Source organism: Agrobacterium sp. A3-95 (genome assembly GCF_053521785.1).
The window spans coordinates 220,328-239,969 of the sequence record NZ_JBNWDR010000002.1; the positions used below are offsets into that span (position 1 = coordinate 220,328).

The following is a 19,642-nucleotide window of genomic DNA, read 5'->3' on the forward strand; positions in this document are numbered from 1 at the left end:
TTCTGCAACGCGGCCGAAAGGCCAACAAAAAACCCGCCGGTGACGGCGGGTTTTTTATTGTGCTTGATATCGCGATATCAGACGCCGCTCTGGCCGTCCGAACCGATATAGGCGATGCGCACCATGTTGGTCGCGCCCGGGGTGCCGAGCGGCACGCCGGCGGAGATGATGATGCGGTCGCCCGGCTTGCCGAAACCTTCGGACACGACGATGCGACAAGCGCGGTTCACCATATCGTCCAGATCGCTGGCGTCACCGGTGACCACGCAATGCAGGCCCCAGACGACCGACAGACGGCGTGCGGTCTGGATGATCGGCGAAAGCGCAATGATCGGAACCTGTGGCCGCTCGCGCGCGGCGCGCAAACCCGTTGTGCCGGACGAGGTGTAGGTGACGATCGCCGCGAGCTTAAGCGTTTCGGCAATCTGGCGGGCAGCAAGCGAAATGGCGTCTGCACCCGTCGCTTCCGGCTGTGGGCGCTGCGCGTAGATGATGTTGGAATAATAGGGGTCCTGTTCCACCGTGCTGGCGATGGATGCCATGGTCGATACGGCTTCGATCGGATAATCGCCGGAAGCGGACTCGGCCGAGAGCATGATGGCGTCGGCGCCTTCGAATACGGCAGTCGCAACGTCCGAAACTTCCGCACGGGTCGGAACCGGAGCTGTGATCATCGATTCCAGCATCTGTGTGGCAACGACAACCGGCTTGCCGGCACGACGGCAGGCGCGGGTCAGCTGTTTCTGGATGCCCGGAACTGCTTCCAGCGGCATTTCCACGCCGAGATCGCCGCGTGCGACCATCAATGCGTCGGAAAGCTCGATGATTTCTTCGATGCGCTCAATAGCCTGCGGCTTCTCGATCTTGGACATCAGGCCAACGCGACCGCGCGAAATCTTGCGCACTTCGGCCAGGTCTTCCGGGCGCTGAACGAAGGAAAGGGCAACCCAGTCCACTTCGTTGGTTGCAAGAACGGCGTCGAGGTCGACGCGGTCCTTGTCGGTCAGAACGCCGACGCCGAGCAGGGTGTCGGGCAGGCTAATGCCCTTGCGGTCGGAAATCCGGGTGCCCGAAACGACAGTGGTGACGATGCTCTTGCCGTCGCTCTTCTCAGCGCGCAGATGCAGCTTGCCGTCATCGATCAGCAGGCGGTGGCCAGGCTTAACCGCTTCGAGAATTTCAGGATGCGGCAGGAAAACGCGGGTGTTGTCGCCGGGCGTATCGTTATTGTCCAGCGTGAAGGTCTGGCCGGGAACGAGATCAACCTTGGTTTCGGCAAATTTACCGACGCGCAGCTTGGGACCCTGCAAGTCGGCCAGAATGCCGATGGGACGGCCGTTACGGCTTTCGACGGAGCGAATACGCTCAATCAGCGTCCGCATCACGTCGTGGCTCGCATGGCTCATGTTGATGCGGAAGAGATCGGCGCCGGCCAGATGCAGCTTTTCGATCATTGCCTCGTCGGAAGAGGCGGGGCCGAGAGTTGCAAGAATTTTGACTTTGCGGTTACGCTTCATCAGTTTTGATTTCCCTGTGTGCCTGGCGTATCGGAAAGCTGGACCATCCAGCTGCCCTGTCTGCCCGTGTCATATTCCTTGAAACCCATTCTCTGGAAGCTGCGGGCATAACAATCGTCTACGCCGGCGATTTTGAACTCGTTTTCCGCCACGCACATGTTGACGTCACCGGTCCAGCGGCCGCCGTGAGCGGCGTCCTCGGCATAAAGATAATAATAACGCGACTGCAACTCACCCTCTATCAGCGTTGCGCAGGTGGAGGAGGGGACCTGCCACCAACCTTCACTGACCCAGCCGTCCTGCGCCCGGTAGCCGATTGCGACCCCCACGAGGTTTTGCGTGCTGTTGCAGACGCGGAAATCCGCATGCGCGGCCTCCACGAATACAAACGGGGTCAGAAACAATGCCGCTGCGGAGAAAAGACGGGCAAGATGCCGAAAGTGGCGAGGAAGAGCGAGAGATGACTGAGTCACGGCTTCCATCCGGATTCCATGGTTATAATGAACACACTTCTTGGCGTGGCCGCCAAAGAAAGTCAACGCGAGTTTAATCGATTATATTGTTCGTGGGATCGTGAGTGCGATAAGGTAGATGGCTGTTCTGTCGCCGAAACTTGCGCCCGGCCTCAAGCCATGCCATCAAGCTTTTCTCCTCAATCCTGCCCCAGAAAATTATCGATGAACGACTTCATACCCTATGAAATCATAGAAGGCGATTATGACAAAGGCATGGTTCTTCTGGCGGACCATGCCATGAACCTCCTGCCGGCACACTACGGCAAACTTGGCCTTCCGCAAACCGCTTTTCATCGTCACATCGCATTTGATATCGGCATTGAAGGGCTGACGCGCTCTCTTGCGGCCCGCCTCGGCGTGCCGGCCGTGCTTGGGCGATTTTCGCGCCTCCTGATCGACCCCAATCGCGGCGAGGACGATCCGACCCTTATCATGAAGATTTCGGACGGGGCGATCATCCCCGGCAACCACCCGATTTCGGATGATGAATGGCAAAGACGGATCGAGTTTTTTCATCGTCCCTATCACAATGCCGTGGATCGCGTGCTCACCGGTGTAGCGCAGTCGTCGGGGGAAGCGCCGCTTGTTCTGTCGCTGCATTCGTACACGCCGTTCTGGAAAGAAACACCGCGGCCCTGGCATGCGGCGGTTCTGTGGGACACGGATAATCGTGCGGTCGATCCGCTTCTGGCGCATCTGCGCGCGACCGGCGACATTCTCGTTGGTGACAACGAACCCTATGACGGGGCGCTGAAGGGCGATACCATGTATCGCCATTGCATGATGAAGGGCATACCGCATGCGCTTCTTGAAGTTCGGCAGGATTTGATCGCGGATGAGGAAGGGATTGCCGAATGGTCGGACCGGCTCGCTCCCATTTTCGCCGCAATGAACGACGATCCCATTTTGCATGAATATGAGCTGTTCACCTCTCGCACCGGCCCCTACTGAGCCTGGAGCTGCCCCATGACGACACCGAATGACAAACAGCAGATTGAATTCGAGGCCGCCGCATTCCGCCGTCTCGTCGAGCATCTTCGCGAGCGTCACGATGTGCAGAACATCGACCTGATGAATCTCGCGGGCTTTTGCCGCAATTGCCTTTCCAACTGGTATGGGGAAGCCGCGAACGAGGCCGGCGTTGCACTCACCAAGGAGCAATCCCGGGAAATCGTCTACGGAATGCCCTATGAGGAGTGGAAGGAAAAATATCAGGCGGAGGCGAGCGACGCCCAGAAAGCTGCCTTTGAGCAGAACAAGCCAACGGAATAACCCCAGATCGACGGAAACGACTTGACGTGAGGCCCGTCAGTGGGCAGGTCACAGGCCGGAATTTTTGCTGCCCGGCTGGCGGCGACCGGCGAAGGCTTCGCCTGGATTTAATGAACAAGGCTCACCCGAGCTGCTACCAATGAAGGATGATATGATGGACGAAACGAGCACCACCGAAACCGTCGCCGCCGCCGAACTGCGTCAATTCATCGAGCGCGTCGAGCGTCTCGAAGAGGAAAAGGCCGCCATTCAGGGAGACATCAAGGATGTCATGGGCGAGGCGAAGGGTCGTGGCTACGATACCAAGGCGATCCGCACCATCATCCGCCTGCGCAAGAAGGACGCCAACGAGCGTATCGAGGAAGAAACCATTCTTCAGACCTATATGGCTGCGCTTGGCATGGAATGATCGGTTGACGGTCCCACAATGAAAAATCGCCGCTTTTGCGGCGATTTTTGTTTGGATCGTCTGCGATATTCAGCTGCGAGTGCCAGCCAGCTTTTCAGAAAGGTCAGCGGCCTCTTTGCGGGCGTCCTTGTCCACGGGATAGAGCGCGAGATAGCGTTCCCAGGCTTTCAGCGCCAGATCGTCACGGCCTGAGGCTTCGAGGATGTTTGCAAGGCTTGCCAGTGCCGGAAAATAGCGCGGCTCCTTCTCCAGCGTCAGATTGATATCCGCCATCGCCTTTCGGGTGTCGCCATCCGCAAAATGCACCATGGCGCGGCGATAGGGCGCCTGCACGTAGTCCGGATCGAGTAAAATAGCCTGGTCGAGAAAATCGTAAGCGGCGGCGTTGCGCTTCTCGTCTGCGGCTTCGCCTGCCCACTGCATCAGGAGATTGATTGTCGCGCTGCCGGAATCGTTCCATTCGGAAGCGATCTGGTTGGCAATGCTGCGCGCCTTGACCGCATTCCGCTCTTTTTTCAACGATGCGAAAAGACTGTCAACTGTCTTTGCAGGTGAAGGCGCAGCCTCCAGGGCTGCGGGAGGCTGACCATCTGCCGCATGACCAAGGGACGCCATTCCTGAAAGCAGGAGGCCCGAAAGCAGGAAACCCTGAGCGACGATGATAGCCGTGCAAAAACGATTTGGGCGCATGGGTTAAAGCTTAACCCGACTGCGCCCAATATCAAATGCAAAGTTCTGCACTGTCAACAAAGTGATCCGCGATGTGATCGCGAACCGCAGTGGCACTCAATCAGCCCTGACGAGCCTTGAAGCGCGGGTTCTGCTTGTTGATGATGTAGACGCGGCCCTTGCGGCGAACCAGGCGGTTATCGCGATGACGGGCCTTAAGCGCTTTAAGCGAATTCTTGATTTTCATTTTACTGGTCCGCAGTTTTGCACGGCTTTTACCGTGCTTATTCAAACAATCAAAAGCGCGCAACGGGGCGCGCTCTTTTCGGTTGGCAGGCAAATACCCGTTTGACCCCTGCCTGTCAACACTTCCAGACGTCTTTGCCTTAAAAGACTGAGGCTTTTCCTGTGTGCAAAAGCTCGGTCACATGGCCCATCTTGCGGCCAGGCCGTGCTTGTGTCTTGCCGTAAAGATGCACGAGACAGTCTTTTTTCGAAAGCCATGCTGGCACATCATTGATGTCATCGCCGATGAGGTTCGTCATGACGCAATCCGAATGGCGGGCCGTGCTGCCGGGGGCAAGACCGGAGACGGCTCGTATATGCTGTTCGAATTGCGAGACCACGCAGGCCGCTTCCGTCCAGTGGCCGGTATTGTGCACGCGCGGCGCCATTTCATTGGCAACGAGCGAACCATCTGGCAGCACGAAAAACTCGATGCCGATCACGCCGACATAGTCGAGCGCGGCCAGAAGCTTTTCCGCCGATTGCACGGCAACCGCCTTCGCCGCATCGGAGAGCGCTGCCGGCACCGTGGATGTATGCAGAATGCCGTTCAGATGAATGTTTTCGGCCGGATCGTAGCAGGTAACGGTGCCATCCATGAAACGGGCGGCAATGATCGAGATTTCCCGCTCGAAAGCGACGAAGCTTTCGAGGATGAGCGGCACACCACCGAGTGCTGCGAAGGCGCCTGCGATGTCCTCACCACCCTTGAAAAGCCTCTGGCCCTTGCCGTCATAGCCCATGCGGCGGGTTTTCAGTACACCCTTGCCACCAAAAGCGGCCAATGCCGCCTCCAGTTCTTCCTGATTATCCACGGCGCGGAAATCGGCGGTCGGAATGCCGCAACCATTGAGGAAGCGTTTCTCCGTCAGCCTATCCTGCGAGGCGCTGAGAGCCTGCGGCGGGGGATAAACGGGAACGGAAGCGCTCAGCGTCTCGGCTGCGGTGACGGGTACGTTCTCGAATTCGTAGGTCACGACATCGCAAAGGCGAGCGAGTTCCGCAAGCGCCGTCTCGTCACCGTATTCCGCGACAATCTGGCTGTTGCAGACCTGCGCCGCTGGACAATCGGCTTGCGGTTCGAGAACGATGGTGCGGTGGTTGAGGCGCGCGGCGGCCATTGCCAGCATGCGGCCAAGCTGCCCGCCGCCGATGATGCCGATGGTGAGATTATTCGTATTCATCGTCATGTCAGAGGCTGTCACTGGGCGCTGTCCATGGGATATTCGGCAACGGCCGCTGACTGGCGCGCGCGCCATGCATCGAGCCGGTCTGCCAGGTCCTCGTCGCCCAGCGCCAGAACCGCAGCTGCCAGAAGTGCGGCATTGATAGCGCCGGCCTTGCCGATGGCAAGCGTTCCGACGGGAATGCCAGCGGGCATCTGTACGATGGAATAGAGGCTGTCCTGCCCGGACATCGTCTTGGATTGTACCGGGACACCGAAAACCGGCAGCGGGGTCATGGCGGCGGTCATGCCCGGCAGATGGGCGGCGCCGCCGGCACCCGCGATGATGACCTTGAAGCCTTCGTCTTTCGCGCCATTGGCAAATTCATAAAGGCGATCAGGCGTGCGGTGGGCGGAAATGATGCGGGCTTCGTATTCCACGTCCAGCGCATCCAGCGTATCGGCGGCATTCTTCATGGTCTCCCAGTCGGACTGGCTGCCCATGATGATGGCGACGGGGGGTGTCTCTGCTGTCACTTCGCTTCTCCGGCTTACAGCATAGGCGCAAAAATCGATTTTGATTTCTGCAAGGCACGATGCGTAAATTCAATAGATTAGAGCGCCTCTCGTGCATCCGGCAGGAAGCACGCAAGCCACTCTAGGCAATGATATCGGGAATGACCTGATCTTCGATCTGGGTCATCTTGTCCTTGACGGCCAGCTTTTTCTTTTTCATGCGTTGTATTCTCAGCGCATCGCAGTTGGTCTGGATCATCGCGTTGATCGCAGCGTCATAATCCTCATGCTCCTGGCGCAGCCGCGCCAGCGTAAGCCTGATGTCCGCCTGGTCCTGATCGGGCATCTTGTCATCCCCATTTTATGCCAGCCGGAGAGCCTCCGGCGCGTATGTCATCGGTCCTCGAGCCTCTATCATCAAATCGCGGTAACGGGAAGTTATCCCTTGCGACCAAATTGCCCACTTATTGCCTTCATTTCGCCTTCGACAAGACCAACGATCCATGTCACATTGTCGTCGCAAACCTGAAACTCCAGCGATGGAGAGCTGGAGGTAGGCTTAAAAATGGAAGGACGTGCCGCATGACCATTCAGGCTCATATTGCATCGCTCGAAAAGAAACACGGTGCTCTGGAGGAGGAGCTCGAAAGTATTCTTGCTTCCCCGTCCTCTGACGATAGAGAGATCGCCGATCTCAAACGCCGTAAACTGCGCCTGAAGGATGAACTACAGAGGCTTCGCGCCTCCACAAGGCATTGATTGATGCCATTCCCCAGCCTTCGATGAAGGACTGACGGATTCTTTTTCGGCCCTGGCGGTACGTGCGTGCTGCCAGGGCTTTTTAGTGGCCGCCTTGGGTCTAGAAAGGCAGCCCGTCCCACAGCAGTTTCAGCGCCGCGATCAGCGCCATGGTATACATCAGCGGGTAGAACACTGATGGTTTCAGATATTTCACCACCCTTGCGCCGGCAAGCGTTGCCAGCATTGCCACCGGCAACAGGCTCGCCGATGTCTTGAGGTTGGTGGCATCAAGCGCTCCCAGCGCGAAATAGGGAATGAGCTTGATTGCATTCATGATCGCGAAGAAACGCACGCTCATGCCGGTATAGGTCTTGGGATCGAGCTTCAGCGGCAGAACATAGATCTGGAAGGGTGGGCCACCCGCATGGGCCACGAAACTCGCATAACCGGACAGGCTGGACCAGAGCGTTGCGGCCACCGGACGCTGCGGTCTGGCCGGAATCTCCTGCCCTTTGCGGCTTTTGAAGCTCTCCTGGAAATAACGCAGTACGAACAGGATCGTCACCGAGGCGACGACGAGGCGCATGGCGTCTGCCGAGATGAGGCTTGAGGTCGCCCAGCCGAGAGTAATGCCGGCGATCGCGCCCGGAAGCATGATGAGGAGCGTTTGCCGGTGGTTGTGGTGCCGCCAGGCCCATAGCGCCACAAGATCCATCACGATCAGGATCGGCAGGAAGATTGCCGCCGCCTGCACGGGCGGGATGGCAAGCGCCATCAGCGGCACGCCCATCAGTGCCAGCGCACCGCCCAACCCGCCCTTGGAAAGGCCGACAAGCACGACTGCGGGGATGGCGACGAGGAAAAAATGAAAATCGGTCAGCATGGATGAAGGTTGATCCTTTCGCCGGTCCGGTCTATCGGATTTATCATATCAAAACGAGTGCAGATAACGCCGAAAGTGTCTTCTGCCTGAAATGGACGAACCGATGACCAAAGTTGATAACCGTTGCCGCCTTGTTCTGATCGTCCCGCAATTGGACGACGCGCAAAAGCAGGCGACAGAATTGCAAGAAGCACTGCGAGGCGGCGATGTGGCTTCGGTCATCATTCCGCAATATGATCTGGATGACGCCACTTTCCAGAAACGCGCCGAATTGATCGTGCCGATGGTGCAGGAGGCTGGTGCCGCTGCCCTTATCGCGGGCGACAGCCGCGTTGCGAGCCGGGTGAAGGCGGACGGCCTGCATGTGGCGGGCAATGCCGAGGCGCTTGCGGAGGCCGTGGAAAATTTCGCGCCGAAGCTGATCGTTGGAGGCGGCAATGCCGATGATCGCCATAAGGCTCTGGAGATGGGTGAGTCCAATCCGGACTACGTGTTTTTTGGAAAGCTCGAAGGCGACATCAAGCCGGAAGCGCATCCCAAAAATCTGGCACTCGGCGAATGGTGGGCATCGATGATCGAGATTCCATCCATCGTCATGGGCGGCACCGATATCTCTTCGGTGGTTGCTGTGGCCGAAGCCGGCGTGGAATTCGTGGCGATGCGCAGCGGCGTTTTTGACAATGCCTCGGGTGCTGCCCAGGCCGTTTCTGAAATCAACGCGTTGCTTGACGAAAAAGCGCCACGGTTTGACGGTTGATACAGGCGATGTTGATGCGCTCGGTTCACGTCTGCCTTTCTATTTCGCTGCTGGCGCTGTCTTTAGGCGCGCCGGCGGGCGTTGCTTTTGCCCAATCCGGACCGCAAAGCGAAAGCAACGCGCTTTCCCGCCAGTTGGAGGATGAGGCGCAGCCTTCCCGTCAGGGCAGGGTGCAGTCCGAAGAGCAGAAGGACTTGCAACCGTCGCAGGGCGTCAACGTCTATCAGCGCATGGGCGCGGACCTGCCGGCCTTGCCGCCTGAAAAGGAGTTCAAGGGCCGGGTGGATGAGGCCTATGGGCATTTCCAGCGCGGCGAATATGTCCAGGCGCTCGACAAGGCGCTCAACCGTGCGCAGAACGGCGATGCGGCCGCCCAGACGCTGGTGGCGGAAATGATGTCGCGTGGTCTCGGCATCGCCCGCGACGAAAAGACCGCGGCCTTCTGGTACCAGCAGGCGGCACAGGGTGGCGATCCCGTCGCGATGTTCAAATTCGCCCTCATTTTGATGGAGGGCAAGTTCGTTACCCGCGACAAGGCGAAGGCCGACGATTACATGCACCGTGCGGCGGAAGCCGGCAATGCTTCGGCTCAGTTCAACTGGGGGCAGATACTGGTTTCGGAAAATCCCGGCGTAAAGGGATTGCTGATGGCCATGCCGTATTATGAAAAGTCCGCCGAGCAGGGCATTGCCGACGCGCAATATGCGGTGTCGCAGATCTACCACTCGGTCAAGGATGTGCCGGCCGAAAAGAAGGCCAAGGCGCGCGATTGGCTGACGCGGGCCGCAAAGGCCGGCTACGATACCGCGCAGGTTGATCTCGGCATCTGGCTGGTCAACGGTTTTGGCGGCGAGCGAAATCTGGATGAAGGCTTCCGCTGGCTTTACGGTGCTGCGCAGCGCGGCAATGTCGTGGCGCAGAACAAGGTGGCGCATCTTTACATTCAGGCGCTCGGCACACGGCCCGATCCGGTGGAGGCGGCCAAATGGTACGTGCTTTCCCGCCGCGCCGGGCTGAAGGATCCCTCTCTCGAGGATTTTTATCTCGGGATCACCGACGAGCAGCAGAAAAAGGCTATCGAGGCGGCAAATCGTTTCCGTCCGATGTGATGCAAGGCCGGTTGTTCTGCGCCAGCGTGCATGTGCAGGCTTTTTGCCTTGAATTTCCGCGCGTTTTGTGGTCTTGAACCGCAAACTTTCAGTTCAAGAAAATAATGACGTTCCTGCCCGGCTAGCTTGCGGGTGGTTCGCAAGCTTTCCAGGAAACAAATTCGATGGCACGTTCAGCCCTTCTCAATGTGATGGTTCAGGCCGCCCTCAAGGCGGGTAAGTCTTTGTCGCGTGACTTCGGTGAAGTGCAGAACCTTCAGGTTTCGGTCAAGGGACCGAGCGATTTCGTATCGCAGGCGGACCTCAAGGCTGAAAAGATCGTGCGCGACGAGCTGATGAAAGCCCGCCCCACCTACGATTTTCTGGGTGAGGAAGGCGGCGAGGAAAAGGGCAGTGATGGTGCGCATCGCTGGATCGTCGACCCGCTGGATGGCACGACCAACTTCCTGCACGGCATTCCGCATTTCGCCGTTTCCATCGCGCTCGAGCGTAACGGCGAAGTCGTAGCCGGCGTGATTTTCAATCCCGCGACCGACGAACTCTACACCGCCGAGCGTGGCGGCGGCGCGTTCCTTAACGATCGTCGTATCCGCGTTGCCGCGCGCAAGGCGTTGACGGATTGCGTCATCGGCTGCGGTGTGCCCCATCTCGGTCGCGGCAATCACGGCAAATTCCTTGTCGAACTTCGCCATGTCATGGGTGAAGCAGCCGGCATCCGCCGCATGGGTGCTGCAGCACTCGACCTTGCCTATGTTGCAGCAGGTCGCCTCGACGGTTTCTGGGAAGCAGAGCTTTCGCCGTGGGATATGGCGGCCGGTCTGGTGCTGATTCGCGAAGCTGGCGGGTTCACCTCCGACGCCAAGGGCGGCGCGGATATCTTCGGCAGCGGAAGTGTTGCTGCCGGAAACGAATATATCCACAAGGCACTTGTGGAAGTTGCCAACCGTCCGATTCCGGGTCGTTGATCGATTTCGGCAGAAAACCTGCCGTTTAATCCAGGTTTTAGGCGCCCGGCGAACTATCGCCGGGCGTTTTTGTTTTTTCGGTCTTCGGTCAAGCCGGCTTTCGTGAAATGCCTGTGACGAAAGACAGGCTTTTCGCTTCAAATCGTCGCAATTTTCAAATAGCGTCCGGTTGATACGTGACCGAAGGGAATGCGAACGTTATGGCGGATTCGGAGTTGCTCGAGCTCGGCGTGGAAAAGCCGGTGACCACACGGCAATACAGCCACAAGCTGTCCAGCCCCACACCGTTTCTGTGGACGATGGTTCTGTTTCTGATCCTCGTCGGCTTTCTGGCGGCCATTCTTTACCGGCAGGCGCACACGGCCTTCATGACGAATCCGGGCTTGAACGGCTTCATTCTCGGCGTTCTCGTCATCGGCATCATTCTGGTATTCACGCAGACCATGAGCCTGCGTTCGGAAGTCCGCTGGTTTAACGCATTCCGGGCCGCCGGCAGCGCCGAGAAAGTCGGCCGCGCTCCAAAACTGCTGGCCCCCATGAGCACGTTAATCGGCAAGCGTGGCGAAGTCCGGCTTTCTGCAGTTACGCAGCGGACAATTCTCGATTCCATCGCGACACGCCTTGATGAATCGCGCGATACTTCACGTTATCTTGTCGGCCTTCTGGTGTTTCTCGGCCTGCTCGGCACCTTCTGGGGTCTGATCGGCACCATCGGCGCCATCAGCAATGTCATTCAGTCGCTCGATCCCAGCGCCGGCACCAGCAACGATATTCTAAGCTCGCTCAAGACCGGTCTCACCGCGCCGCTTTCCGGCATGGGAACGGCGTTTTCCTCGTCGCTCCTCGGCCTTTCAGGCTCGCTGATCCTCGGTTTCCTCGATCTTCAGGCCGGCCGTGCCCAGAACCGTTTTTACACCCAGCTCGAAAACTGGCTGTCGTCGGTGACGGATACGTCGGCGGATGGGCCAAGGGAATTCAACGCTGAACCCGGCGCAATGGTCAGCACTGAGCGCTCGCTTGCCGCCATGACGAGTCTTGCTGAAGGCATTCAAGGTCTGGTCAAGAACATGCGCAGCGAGCAGCAGATGTTGCGTGACTGGATCGAGGCGCAGCAGGAGGAATCGAAATCGCTTCGCCGCACGCTCGACCGGTTGTCGACACGTATCGACGGCGAGACAAAATCCTCCGGACGCACCCGGCACGATAACGGGAGCGAGTAGCCATGGCGCTTGCGCGCAACCGCCGCCGCGACAGGGGTGTGGATTATTGGCCGGGTTTCGTCGATGCGCTGTCGACGCTGCTCATGGCCATCATGTTCCTGCTGACGGTCTTCGTGCTGGCGCAATTTGTTCTGTCGCGGGAAATTAGTGGCAAGGACGAGGTGTTGACTCGCCTCAACAGCCAGATTGCCGAATTGACTGAACTTCTGGCCATGGAAAAGGGCAGCAAGCAGGATATCGAGGATGCGCTGGCGAGCCTGCAATCAACCCTTGCCGCATCTGAAAGCGAGCGCTCACGTCTGCAGTCGCTTCTCGATGCGGGATCGGGCAACAATGCAAGCGCCAATGCCCGGATTGGCAGCCTGACCGGCGAGCTGGATGACCAAAGACAGGCCAATTCCCGCGCCTCCGCACAGATCGAATTGCTCAACCAGCAGATTGCGGCGCTCAGGGCGCAGATCGCATCGGTGGAAGCCGCCCTGCAGGCGTCGGAAGCCAAGGATACCTCATCACAAGTCAAGATCGCCGATCTCGGCCGCCGTCTCAATGTTGCGCTGGCGCAGCGGGTTCAGGAACTCAACCGCTATCGTTCTGATTTTTTCGGGCGTCTGCGTGAAATCCTCTCGGATCGCGAAAACATTCGCATCGTCGGCGACCGCTTTGTCTTCCAGTCCGAAGTGCTCTTTCCATCCGGTGGTAACGACCTCAATCCGCAAGGGCAGGCGGAGATGGAGAAGCTGGCGGCCGCGCTGATCGATCTTGCCAAGGAAATCCCCACCGAGATCAACTGGGTTCTGCGCGTGGATGGCCACACGGACAATGTCCAGCTTTCCGGGTCCGGTCGCTTCCGTGACAATTGGGAACTTTCCTCGGCACGCGCAACCTCCGTGGTGAAGTTCCTGATCTCCAAGGGTGTTCCGGCCAACCGGCTGGTCGCTGCCGGTTTCGGTGAATATCAGCCGATTGCCGAAGGCGACACGCCGGAAGCACGCCAGCAGAACCGCCGTATCGAACTGAAACTCACCGAGCGCTGACACCTTAAGCCGTATCATAGCGGTTGCCTTGAGCTGCAAGTGAATTTACGTTCGCGTAAACGTAATTCTGTCGCATCTGGGAGGAGCTGATGGAGCGATATGATGTGATCGTTGTCGGCGCGGGGCTTGCCGGTCTGGTCGCAGCGACAGAGGCTGTTGAGCGCGGTTTCAGTGTTTGCCTTGTGGATCAGGAGGGGGAGCAGAACCTTGGCGGGCAGGCCTTCTGGTCGCTGGGTGGTCTGTTTTTTGTTGATAGTCCCGAACAGCGCCGAATGCGGGTGCGCGACAATCTCGATCTTGCAAGGCAGGACTGGTTCGGCTCCGCCGGTTTTGATCGCTTGGAAGATCATTGGCCGCGCCGCTGGGCGGAGGCTTATCTCAATTTCGCCGCAGGCGAGAAACGTCAATGGCTGCATCGGCTGGGCATGCGCTGGTTTCCCGTGGTCGGCTGGGCCGAGCGTGGCGGTGCTCTTGCTCATGGCCACGGCAATTCCGTTCCGCGTTTCCATGTCACCTGGGGCACTGGCCCCGGTGTGGTGGCGCCTTTCGTTGAAAAGGCAAAGACCATGACGGCAAGCGGTCGGCTCACCTTTCGGTTCCGCCACCGCGTCGATCATCTGGATATCACCGACGGCAGGGTGACGGGCATTTCCGGTGTTGTTCTTGCCAGGGATCCGGTGTTGCGCGGGCAACCAAGCAGCCGGGAAGAGCAGGGTGATTTTGTCCTTTCGGCCTCGGCGGTCATCGTCAGTTCCGGTGGCATCGGCGGCAATCAGGAACTGGTGCGGCGCAACTGGCCGCTGGAGCGGCTGGGTAAGCCCCCCGCGACCATGGTCTGTGGCGTGCCTGCGCATGTGGATGGCCGTATGATCGCCATTACGGAAGCAGCGGGCGGAACGGTCATCAATCGCGACCGTATGTGGCATTATACCGAGGGCGTGAAAAATCACGATCCGATCTGGCCGGACCATGGCATTCGTATTTTGCCCGGCCCCTCGTCTTTCTGGTGCGATGCGGATGGAAACCGGCTCGGAGCACCCGCGATGCCGGGCTTCGATACGCTCGGCACGCTTAAGATGCTGGGCGAACGCGGCAGCGGTCACAGCTGGTTCATTCTGACCAAGGCAATCATCAAGAAGGAATTTGCGCTTTCTGGTTCGGAGCAAAATCCGGATCTGACGGGCAAGGATGTGCGGCTACTGCTCAAACGGTTGGGCAAGGAGCCGCCGGGGCCGGTGCGGGCTTTCATGGAACGCGGCGAGGATTTCGTCGTCCGTGATACGCTGGAAGAACTCGTGGCGGCGATGAATACCATAAACGGGGACAATCGGCTGAATATTGAGCACATCCGCTATCAAATAGAGGCACAAGACCGGGAGATCGAAAACGGTTTCAGCAAGGATGCGCAGGTTACGGCGATCCACGGAGCGCGGCGTTATCTTGGTGATCGGTTGATGCGCACTGCAAAACCACATCGGTTGCTAGACCCGACAAAAGGGCCGCTGATTGCGGTGCGCCTGCATGTGTTGACGCGCAAGACGCTTGGCGGTTTGCATACGGACCTAGAGGCGAGGGTGCTGGACGCGGCCGGCAACCCTGTTCCGGGCCTTTATGCTGCCGGAGAGGTGGCAGGCTTCGGCGGCGGCGGCATGCACGGATATAATGCGCTGGAGGGCACATTCCTCGGCGGTTGCCTGTTTTCGGGCCGTGTTGCGGGGGGGTAGCGTGCTGGCTTAAGCCCACACGGCTCACGCTTGAGCGCGCAGCTCGTCCGGCCCTGTCTGGAATTGCAGCCGCGCAAGTCTCGCATAAAGGCCGTTCTGGCGGATAAGGCTCTGGTGCGTGCCTTCCTCGATGATACGGCCCTCATCCATCACGAGAATGCGGTCGGCCTTCAGCACGGTGGCGAGGCGATGGGCAATGACGATGGTGGTGCGGGTGTTCATCAGCTCATCGAGCGCCTTTTGCACCAGCGTTTCGCTTTCGGCATCCAGTGCGGAGGTCGCTTCGTCAAGAAGCAGGATAGGGGCGTTACGCAGGATGGCGCGGGCAATGGCGATGCGCTGGCGTTGACCGCCGGAAAGCGTTACGCCGCGCTCGCCCACCTGCGTGTCATAACCATCGTTCAGCCGGGCGATGAAGCTGTCTGCCTGAGCGGCGATAGCGGCCGTGCGCACTTCTTCGCGTGTCGCAGCCGGCCGACCGAATGCGACGTTATCGTGGATGGAGGAGGCAAAGATCGCCACATCCTGTGGAACAATAGACAGTCGCGCGCGCAGATCGGCAAGGCTAACATCGCGGATATCAACGCCATCGATGGTGATGCGGCCCTCCTGCGGATCGTAGAATCGCATCAGCAGCGAAAAGACCGTGCTTTTTCCCGCCCCGGAAGGGCCGACGATGGCGACGGTTTCGCCGGCATTGACCTTGAAGGAGAGGCCGGAGATGATCGGGCCACCGGTTGCGAGTGGATAAATGAAACCGACATTCTCGAATGCCGCTTCGCCGCGCGGCGGCTGAACCATCGAAACGGGTGCTGACGGCTCGGCAACTGGCGAGCGCTCGTTCAGCAGTTCGGAAAGCCGTTCGGCCGCGCCGCCCGCCTGCGCCAGTTCACCCCAGACTTCTGAGAGCTGGCCTAGGCCGCTTGCCGCGATGACCGAATAAAGCACGAACTGGCCAAGCGTACCCGCCGTCATGCCGCCGGACAAAACGCTTTGCGCACCATACCAGAGAATGCCGACGACGCTGCCGAAAACGAGCGCGATGGCGACGGCGGTGAGAATGGAGCGGGCGCCTATCGCTGCGCGTGCACCCTGATAGGCTGCTTCTACGGAGGCGCCGTAGCGGGCATTTGCAAGCGCCTCGGCGTTAAAGGACTGCACGGTGCGGCTCGCCCCGATCGTTTCCGAGGCATAGGCGGCGGAATTGGCCAATGTGTCCTGCGTATTGCGGGAGCGGGCACGAACGGAGCGCCCGAAAGCAATCAAAGGAAAAACGATGAACGGGATGGCCAGGAGCGCGAGGCCGGAAAGGCCGGGGCTGGTATAGATCATCATTGCCACCGCGCCGCAACACATGATGATGTTACGCAGCGCAACGGAAGCTGACGAACCGAACGCCGAGCGAATCTGTACGGTATCCGCGGTCAACCGAGAGGTCAGCTCTCCCGAGCGGTTGGCATCGAAAAACTGCTGCGACAGCGTGGTGAGATGAGCAAAGACATCCCGGCGCAGATCGGCAACGACCCTTTCGCCGATGGTCATGACATAATAATAGCGCATGGCGCTGGCGAGAGCGAGAAGGACGGCAATGGCCAGAAGCACAGCGAAGTAGCTGTTGATCATGCCACCGTCCGGCGTCTGGAAACCGTGATCGATGATGCGGCGAACGGCAAGCGGCAAGGCAAGCGTCGTGGCGGAAGAAAGCACAAGCGCAAACAGGGCCGCCGCCATCAGGCCGCGATACCGCCTGAGATAGGGAAACAGGCCAAGCAGCGGCTTCAGGTTTCTCTGTTTAGCCGCTTTCTGCTCTTCAATGTCTGCCACGTCCGCTACACTCCTCGTTCCGTGCCGTTTTTCGGCCTTTTGCGGGTGAATTTCCGGCGCGCGGTAAAATTCTAGTCCCTGCGGCTATCTCCTTTCACAAGGGGATAGCAGGCTCTTGTTATCTGGGCGACCTTCATGTATAGGCTCCGCATCGAATTGGGAAGCCATAGCCCATCAGGACTATGGCTTCATTTATTGAAATGGCTCAGTTGACGCAATTGCGGCAAATGGACCGCACGTCACTTAACCAGGAAGATTGTCATGAAGGCTGATATCCATCCCGCTTATCACACGATCAAGGTCGTCATGACCGATGGCACCGAATACGAAACCCGCTCGACCTGGGGTTCGGAAGGCGCAGTCATGAACCTTGAAATCGACCCCAAGTCCCATCCGGCATGGACGGGCGGCAACCAGCAGCTTATGGACCGCGGCGGTCGCGTTTCCAAGTTCAACAAGCGTTTCGGCGGCCTCGGCCTCTAATCCACTTGTGGACGGATCATTTAAAAAAAGCCCGGTTTTACCGGGCTTTTTTGTTGTCTGTCGATCCGGTGAAACGAGCCCATTGTAGGCCAAAACAAAAAAGCAGGCCCATGAGCCTGCTTTTCAAATTGTCCGGATAAGGTCGTCTTTTCTCAGTTGATCGAGAAAGCCGTGCGCAGAAGGTTAAGCTGCGCCTGCACGCTGTTTTCGTTGTCCGGTACCTTGGTGGCTTCGGACGGACGGTAGATTTCGCGGTCGAGAAGCGCAACGCGGTTCTGGAGGCGGAGCGACCGCTCGATGAGGTCACGGAAGGACTCAGGCAGGTCGTTCCAGCCTGGAGCGTTGCGATCGACGTTGAAGCTGTCGAGCCGCACCTTGCTTTTTTCGCTGAGAACCTGATCGCGTGTCATCTCGCCATTGTTGACGGCGCGCTGCAGAAGCAGCCAGGACGCCATCTGCATCAGGCGGGTGGTGAGGCGCATCGATTCTGCCGCGTAAAGGACAGACGCCATGCGCGGCAGAACCTTTGAAGCGGTACGACCGGCTCCATCAAGATAGCTCGCCGTTTCCTCAACCAAGGTCATGCCTTCGGTATAGAGGGTCTTGAACTGGTTGGAAGCAGCCGCGCGACCCGCAAAGCTAATGGTATTTAAAACCTGTTCCGACATTTTCTTTAAATCCCTGCTCACGCACCACACTGTCAGGCAACGACGACCGGTAATATTTTGTTCCGGCCTTTAGTGTTTTCAGGATGGTATCTTTACCTGAAATGCGCAAGGCAATTATTAAAGAAGGGTTAATACCCACAGTTTTACGAAATCCGGTGATCGGTAAAAAAAGAGCCGCGAAAGCGGCTCTCAAGGTAAAACAGGGAGAAAAATCAGACCAATTCGCCGTATGGAGAAGATGCCTGAGGCCCAGAAGAACTGGACATGTATAGTAATCTCTCAGAAAGCTTAATTTTTGGTTAATGGTAAACGAAAGACTGCATCAGAATCGTTAATCTCGTTTGCCTTTGTGGCAGCAGCTTATCGAGTTAAGACTTGGCCGGAGGTTTTGCTGAAGGCCGCCTGTCAGGACCGGAAGAGGTTCTCCGCCGCAAGCCGGCCGGCAGACTTCCTTTTCCTCTCCTCTTCAAGTCGGGTGATTTCGGTTTGAAGAATGTCGATGCGGTTGCTCAGCTCGTCCACCGAAAGAAGGCTGAGATCGCTGCCGATCTCATGCGCTACCGGTTTTTGCGGACGGTCATCGTCCAAGAGGCTCATATGCCTGCTCCTTTTTCAACATGGTCGCCATCGTCCTCGGGATATTGCGGCGCGCGCGGGTCAAGCGCAATGCTTTCCGGTGTCACGAGCGGTGAGGGCGTTGTCGGCATCATCGTCGAGAAATTGTCCTTTTCGGCGTTCGAAAGCGTGGCGCGCTGACGGCTTCTGATGATGGCATAGGCCGTGATCAGCACATGGGCGACGGCTGTCACCAGGAACAGCGCATAGGGGCCGGAATAGGTCATGACCGCGCCGCCGAGCGTCGGGCCGATGATGGTGCCGATGCCATAAAGCAGTAGCAGTCCACCGGAAACCTTGACGAAGTCTTCCGATGCCGCAAAGTCGTTGGCATGCGCCACGGCGATGGGATAAAGCGCGTTGGCGGCGGCGCCGTAAATGGCGATCATCGGAATGAGCACATAGACATCATGCGGCTGCACGGCCGCCACGGCCAGGCCCGCAACCGCGCCAAGCCCCGCCAGTCCTGCAAGCACATAACGGCGGTCAATCCGGTCCGAAAGGCGGCCTGCTGGAAACTGGGCGAGTGCGCCGACGAAAATCGTGACTGAAACCATGATGGCGATCATGGTCGGATCAAGGCCCGCCCGCGCGCCGAAAACGGCGCCAAGCGTACCGTAAGCACCATTGGCGATGCCGATCATCAGGATACCGACGAAGGAGACCGGCGAATTCCGATAGAGGGCGGGTAAGTCCAGCTTCACCTTTTGCAAGGGCTGGGGACTGGCAGCCTTAGAAAGCGTGGCCGGCAGAATGGCGATGCAATAGATGATGCCGCAGATCATGAACAGCGAGCTATTGCTGATATCGCCCATCGGCACGATCATCTGCCCAGCCACGACGCCAAGCAGCGTTATGGCGATATAGAGCGAAAAGATCATGCCGCGGCTCTCATTGGTCGCGCGCTCGTTCAGCCAGCTCTCGATGATCATGGAAGTGCCGGCGGTGCAGAACCCTGTAAGCGCGCGGAGCGTAATCCACCAGACATCATCGATAACGAGGCCGGTCATCAGCACGGTCAGGCAGACAAGCGCCACGAAGGAGGCAAATGCCCGCACATGCCCCGCACGGCGCACGATGGCGGGCGCCACAAAACAGCCAATGACGAAGCCTGCCGCCCAGGAGGTGCCGAGAAAGCCCAGAATTTCATTGGAATAGCCTTCCGCCGAACCGCGCATGGGTAGCACGAGACCCTGAAGGCCGTTACCGAGAAAAAGAAACAGAGTGCTGGATAAAAGAGCGAATACGGGTAGAAGATTTCTGCTCATGAA

General features: G+C 58.5%; 23 protein-coding genes. 11 read left to right on the forward strand and 12 right to left on the reverse strand.

All coding sequences use genetic code 11. The features are described 5' to 3' along the window. Window positions 1–77 precede the first annotated feature (77 nt). Together pyk and ACQZ5Y_RS06485 are read right to left on the reverse strand one after the other, a co-directional pair. Window positions 78–1,517 carry a pyruvate kinase gene (gene pyk, locus ACQZ5Y_RS06480; RefSeq protein ID WP_003511440.1) on the reverse strand — a complete coding sequence of 480 codons (1,440 nt, stop codon included), beginning with the start codon at window positions 1,515–1,517 and terminating at the stop codon, window positions 78–80. Continuing rightward, window positions 1,517–1,921: a DUF1036 domain-containing protein gene (locus ACQZ5Y_RS06485; protein WP_370647635.1), complete on the reverse strand. Its 405-nt coding sequence runs from the start codon at window positions 1,919–1,921 to the stop codon at window positions 1,517–1,519. Before ACQZ5Y_RS06485 ends, pyk begins: the two co-directional genes overlap by 1 nt. A 273-nt stretch (window positions 1,922–2,194) precedes the next feature. Between ACQZ5Y_RS06485 and ACQZ5Y_RS06490 the strand changes: the two genes are divergently transcribed. From ACQZ5Y_RS06490 to ACQZ5Y_RS06500, 3 genes are all read left to right on the forward strand, one after another. Further along, window positions 2,195–2,983 carry an N-formylglutamate amidohydrolase gene (locus ACQZ5Y_RS06490; RefSeq protein WP_035199675.1) on the forward strand — a complete coding sequence of 263 codons (789 nt, stop codon included), beginning with the start codon at window positions 2,195–2,197 and terminating at the stop codon, window positions 2,981–2,983. Between the two features lie 15 nt (window positions 2,984–2,998). Further along, window positions 2,999–3,304 (forward strand): DUF1244 domain-containing protein, encoded by a 306-nt coding sequence (locus tag ACQZ5Y_RS06495; RefSeq protein WP_038494246.1) that lies wholly within the window; start codon window positions 2,999–3,001, stop codon window positions 3,302–3,304. A gap of 151 nt (window positions 3,305–3,455) precedes the next feature. After that, on the forward strand, window positions 3,456–3,713 hold the full coding sequence (locus tag ACQZ5Y_RS06500; protein ID WP_006314683.1) for a DUF2312 domain-containing protein: 258 nt from the start codon (window positions 3,456–3,458) through the stop codon (window positions 3,711–3,713). Window positions 3,714–3,782: 69 nt separating this feature from the next. Here ACQZ5Y_RS06500 and ACQZ5Y_RS06505 read toward each other — a convergent pair whose 3' ends face one another. The 5 genes from ACQZ5Y_RS06505 to ACQZ5Y_RS06525 all read right to left on the reverse strand — a co-directional run bounded on the left by ACQZ5Y_RS06505 (window position 3,783) and on the right by ACQZ5Y_RS06525 (window position 6,694). Beyond that, the gene (locus ACQZ5Y_RS06505; protein WP_174060107.1) at window positions 3,783–4,403 is read right to left on the reverse strand and encodes a tetratricopeptide repeat protein; all 621 of its coding nucleotides are present in this window, start codon (window positions 4,401–4,403) and stop codon (window positions 3,783–3,785) included. A gap of 100 nt (window positions 4,404–4,503) precedes the next feature. Further along, on the reverse strand, window positions 4,504–4,629 hold the full coding sequence (gene ykgO, locus ACQZ5Y_RS06510) for a type B 50S ribosomal protein L36 (protein WP_003497670.1): 126 nt from the start codon (window positions 4,627–4,629) through the stop codon (window positions 4,504–4,506). A 139-nt stretch (window positions 4,630–4,768) separates the two neighbouring features. Next, window positions 4,769–5,857, reverse strand: a complete 1,089-nt coding sequence (locus ACQZ5Y_RS06515) for a 5-(carboxyamino)imidazole ribonucleotide synthase (protein WP_112496007.1) — start codon at window positions 5,855–5,857, stop codon at window positions 4,769–4,771. An 11-nt stretch (window positions 5,858–5,868) separates the two neighbouring features. Beyond that, the gene (purE, locus tag ACQZ5Y_RS06520; protein WP_035202505.1) at window positions 5,869–6,336 is read right to left on the reverse strand and encodes a 5-(carboxyamino)imidazole ribonucleotide mutase; all 468 of its coding nucleotides are present in this window, start codon (window positions 6,334–6,336) and stop codon (window positions 5,869–5,871) included. 154 nt (window positions 6,337–6,490) lie between these two features. Further along, window positions 6,491–6,694 (reverse strand): YdcH family protein, encoded by a 204-nt coding sequence (locus ACQZ5Y_RS06525; protein ID WP_003511431.1) that lies wholly within the window; start codon window positions 6,692–6,694, stop codon window positions 6,491–6,493. A gap of 236 nt (window positions 6,695–6,930) precedes the next feature. Here ACQZ5Y_RS06525 and ACQZ5Y_RS06530 point away from each other — a divergent pair, with 236 nt between their 5' ends. Then, window positions 6,931–7,107, forward strand: coding sequence for a YdcH family protein (locus ACQZ5Y_RS06530; protein WP_003511430.1), 177 nt, complete (start codon window positions 6,931–6,933; stop codon window positions 7,105–7,107). Window positions 7,108–7,207: 100 nt separating this feature from the next. On the opposite strand, the gene ACQZ5Y_RS06535 is transcribed toward ACQZ5Y_RS06530, so the two are convergent. Then, on the reverse strand, window positions 7,208–7,972 hold the full coding sequence (locus ACQZ5Y_RS06535) for a sulfite exporter TauE/SafE family protein (RefSeq protein ID WP_003511429.1): 765 nt from the start codon (window positions 7,970–7,972) through the stop codon (window positions 7,208–7,210). 103 nt (window positions 7,973–8,075) lie between these two features. On the opposite strand from ACQZ5Y_RS06535, the gene ACQZ5Y_RS06540 reads away from it, so the two are divergent. From ACQZ5Y_RS06540 to ACQZ5Y_RS06565, 6 genes are all read left to right on the forward strand, one after another. Further along, on the forward strand, window positions 8,076–8,729 hold the full coding sequence (locus ACQZ5Y_RS06540; RefSeq protein WP_003511427.1) for a thiamine phosphate synthase: 654 nt from the start codon (window positions 8,076–8,078) through the stop codon (window positions 8,727–8,729). An 8-nt stretch (window positions 8,730–8,737) separates the two neighbouring features. Continuing rightward, entirely contained in the window at window positions 8,738–9,838 is a 1,101-nt protein-coding gene (locus tag ACQZ5Y_RS06545) for a tetratricopeptide repeat protein (protein WP_019564913.1), read from the forward strand. A gap of 164 nt (window positions 9,839–10,002) precedes the next feature. Further along, a complete protein-coding gene (locus tag ACQZ5Y_RS06550; protein ID WP_003511424.1) occupies window positions 10,003–10,803 on the forward strand; it encodes an inositol monophosphatase family protein in 801 nt (266 codons plus the stop codon). A 200-nt stretch (window positions 10,804–11,003) separates the two neighbouring features. Beyond that, complete coding sequence (locus ACQZ5Y_RS06555) at window positions 11,004–12,023, forward strand: flagellar motor protein MotA (protein WP_174060106.1); 1,020 nt, start codon at window positions 11,004–11,006, stop codon at window positions 12,021–12,023. Between the two features lie 2 nt (window positions 12,024–12,025). Further along, entirely contained in the window at window positions 12,026–13,057 is a 1,032-nt protein-coding gene (locus ACQZ5Y_RS06560) for a peptidoglycan -binding protein (protein ID WP_003511422.1), read from the forward strand. A gap of 89 nt (window positions 13,058–13,146) precedes the next feature. Then, the gene (locus ACQZ5Y_RS06565; protein WP_174060105.1) at window positions 13,147–14,781 is read left to right on the forward strand and encodes an FAD-binding dehydrogenase; all 1,635 of its coding nucleotides are present in this window, start codon (window positions 13,147–13,149) and stop codon (window positions 14,779–14,781) included. A gap of 24 nt (window positions 14,782–14,805) precedes the next feature. Here the strand turns inward: ACQZ5Y_RS06565 and ACQZ5Y_RS06570 are convergent, their stop codons facing one another. After that, the gene (locus tag ACQZ5Y_RS06570) at window positions 14,806–16,605 is read right to left on the reverse strand and encodes an ABC transporter transmembrane domain-containing protein (protein WP_174060104.1); all 1,800 of its coding nucleotides are present in this window, start codon (window positions 16,603–16,605) and stop codon (window positions 14,806–14,808) included. 261 nt (window positions 16,606–16,866) lie between these two features. Between ACQZ5Y_RS06570 and rpmE the strand changes: the two genes are divergently transcribed. Then, complete coding sequence (gene rpmE, locus ACQZ5Y_RS06575) at window positions 16,867–17,088, forward strand: 50S ribosomal protein L31 (RefSeq protein ID WP_003506183.1); 222 nt, start codon at window positions 16,867–16,869, stop codon at window positions 17,086–17,088. Between the two features lie 152 nt (window positions 17,089–17,240). Here the strand turns inward: rpmE and rcdA are convergent, their stop codons facing one another. The 3 genes from rcdA to ACQZ5Y_RS06590 form a co-directional block, all read right to left on the reverse strand. After that, window positions 17,241–17,756, reverse strand: coding sequence for a protease adaptor protein RcdA (rcdA, locus tag ACQZ5Y_RS06580; RefSeq protein ID WP_003511419.1), 516 nt, complete (start codon window positions 17,754–17,756; stop codon window positions 17,241–17,243). A 405-nt stretch (window positions 17,757–18,161) separates the two neighbouring features. Then, the gene (locus ACQZ5Y_RS06585) at window positions 18,162–18,353 is read right to left on the reverse strand and encodes a DUF1192 domain-containing protein (RefSeq protein ID WP_003511418.1); all 192 of its coding nucleotides are present in this window, start codon (window positions 18,351–18,353) and stop codon (window positions 18,162–18,164) included. Further along, window positions 18,350–19,639 carry an MFS transporter gene (locus ACQZ5Y_RS06590; protein WP_003511417.1) on the reverse strand — a complete coding sequence of 430 codons (1,290 nt, stop codon included), beginning with the start codon at window positions 19,637–19,639 and terminating at the stop codon, window positions 18,350–18,352. The genes ACQZ5Y_RS06585 and ACQZ5Y_RS06590 overlap by 4 nt, the downstream gene beginning before the upstream one ends. Between the last annotated feature and the right edge of the window lie 3 nt (window positions 19,640–19,642).

Bases quoted from the DNA above. Each gene is read 5' to 3' on its own strand.
- pyk (WP_003511440.1), bottom strand. From the start codon at position 1,517: ATGAAGCGTAACCGCAAAGTCAAAATTCTTGCAACTCTCGGCCCCGCC.
- ACQZ5Y_RS06490 (WP_035199675.1), top strand. From the start codon at position 2,195: ATGAACGACTTCATACCCTATGAAATCATAGAAGGCGATTATGACAAA.
- ACQZ5Y_RS06495 (WP_038494246.1), top strand. From the start codon at position 2,999: ATGACGACACCGAATGACAAACAGCAGATTGAATTCGAGGCCGCCGCA.
- ACQZ5Y_RS06500 (WP_006314683.1), top strand. From the start codon at position 3,456: ATGATGGACGAAACGAGCACCACCGAAACCGTCGCCGCCGCCGAACTG.
- ACQZ5Y_RS06505 (WP_174060107.1), bottom strand. From the start codon at position 4,403: ATGCGCCCAAATCGTTTTTGCACGGCTATCATCGTCGCTCAGGGTTTC.
- ykgO (WP_003497670.1), bottom strand. From the start codon at position 4,629: ATGAAAATCAAGAATTCGCTTAAAGCGCTTAAGGCCCGTCATCGCGAT.
- ACQZ5Y_RS06515 (WP_112496007.1), bottom strand. From the start codon at position 5,857: ATGACGATGAATACGAATAATCTCACCATCGGCATCATCGGCGGCGGG.
- purE (WP_035202505.1), bottom strand. From the start codon at position 6,336: ATGGGCAGCCAGTCCGACTGGGAGACCATGAAGAATGCCGCCGATACG.
- ACQZ5Y_RS06525 (WP_003511431.1), bottom strand. From the start codon at position 6,694: ATGCCCGATCAGGACCAGGCGGACATCAGGCTTACGCTGGCGCGGCTG.
- ACQZ5Y_RS06530 (WP_003511430.1), top strand. From the start codon at position 6,931: ATGACCATTCAGGCTCATATTGCATCGCTCGAAAAGAAACACGGTGCT.
- ACQZ5Y_RS06535 (WP_003511429.1), bottom strand. From the start codon at position 7,972: ATGCTGACCGATTTTCATTTTTTCCTCGTCGCCATCCCCGCAGTCGTG.
- ACQZ5Y_RS06540 (WP_003511427.1), top strand. From the start codon at position 8,076: ATGACCAAAGTTGATAACCGTTGCCGCCTTGTTCTGATCGTCCCGCAA.
- ACQZ5Y_RS06545 (WP_019564913.1), top strand. From the start codon at position 8,738: ATGTTGATGCGCTCGGTTCACGTCTGCCTTTCTATTTCGCTGCTGGCG.
- ACQZ5Y_RS06550 (WP_003511424.1), top strand. From the start codon at position 10,003: ATGGCACGTTCAGCCCTTCTCAATGTGATGGTTCAGGCCGCCCTCAAG.
- ACQZ5Y_RS06555 (WP_174060106.1), top strand. From the start codon at position 11,004: ATGGCGGATTCGGAGTTGCTCGAGCTCGGCGTGGAAAAGCCGGTGACC.
- ACQZ5Y_RS06560 (WP_003511422.1), top strand. From the start codon at position 12,026: ATGGCGCTTGCGCGCAACCGCCGCCGCGACAGGGGTGTGGATTATTGG.
- ACQZ5Y_RS06565 (WP_174060105.1), top strand. From the start codon at position 13,147: ATGGAGCGATATGATGTGATCGTTGTCGGCGCGGGGCTTGCCGGTCTG.
- rpmE (WP_003506183.1), top strand. From the start codon at position 16,867: ATGAAGGCTGATATCCATCCCGCTTATCACACGATCAAGGTCGTCATG.
- rcdA (WP_003511419.1), bottom strand. From the start codon at position 17,756: ATGTCGGAACAGGTTTTAAATACCATTAGCTTTGCGGGTCGCGCGGCT.
- ACQZ5Y_RS06585 (WP_003511418.1), bottom strand. From the start codon at position 18,353: ATGAGCCTCTTGGACGATGACCGTCCGCAAAAACCGGTAGCGCATGAG.
- ACQZ5Y_RS06590 (WP_003511417.1), bottom strand. From the start codon at position 19,639: ATGAGCAGAAATCTTCTACCCGTATTCGCTCTTTTATCCAGCACTCTG.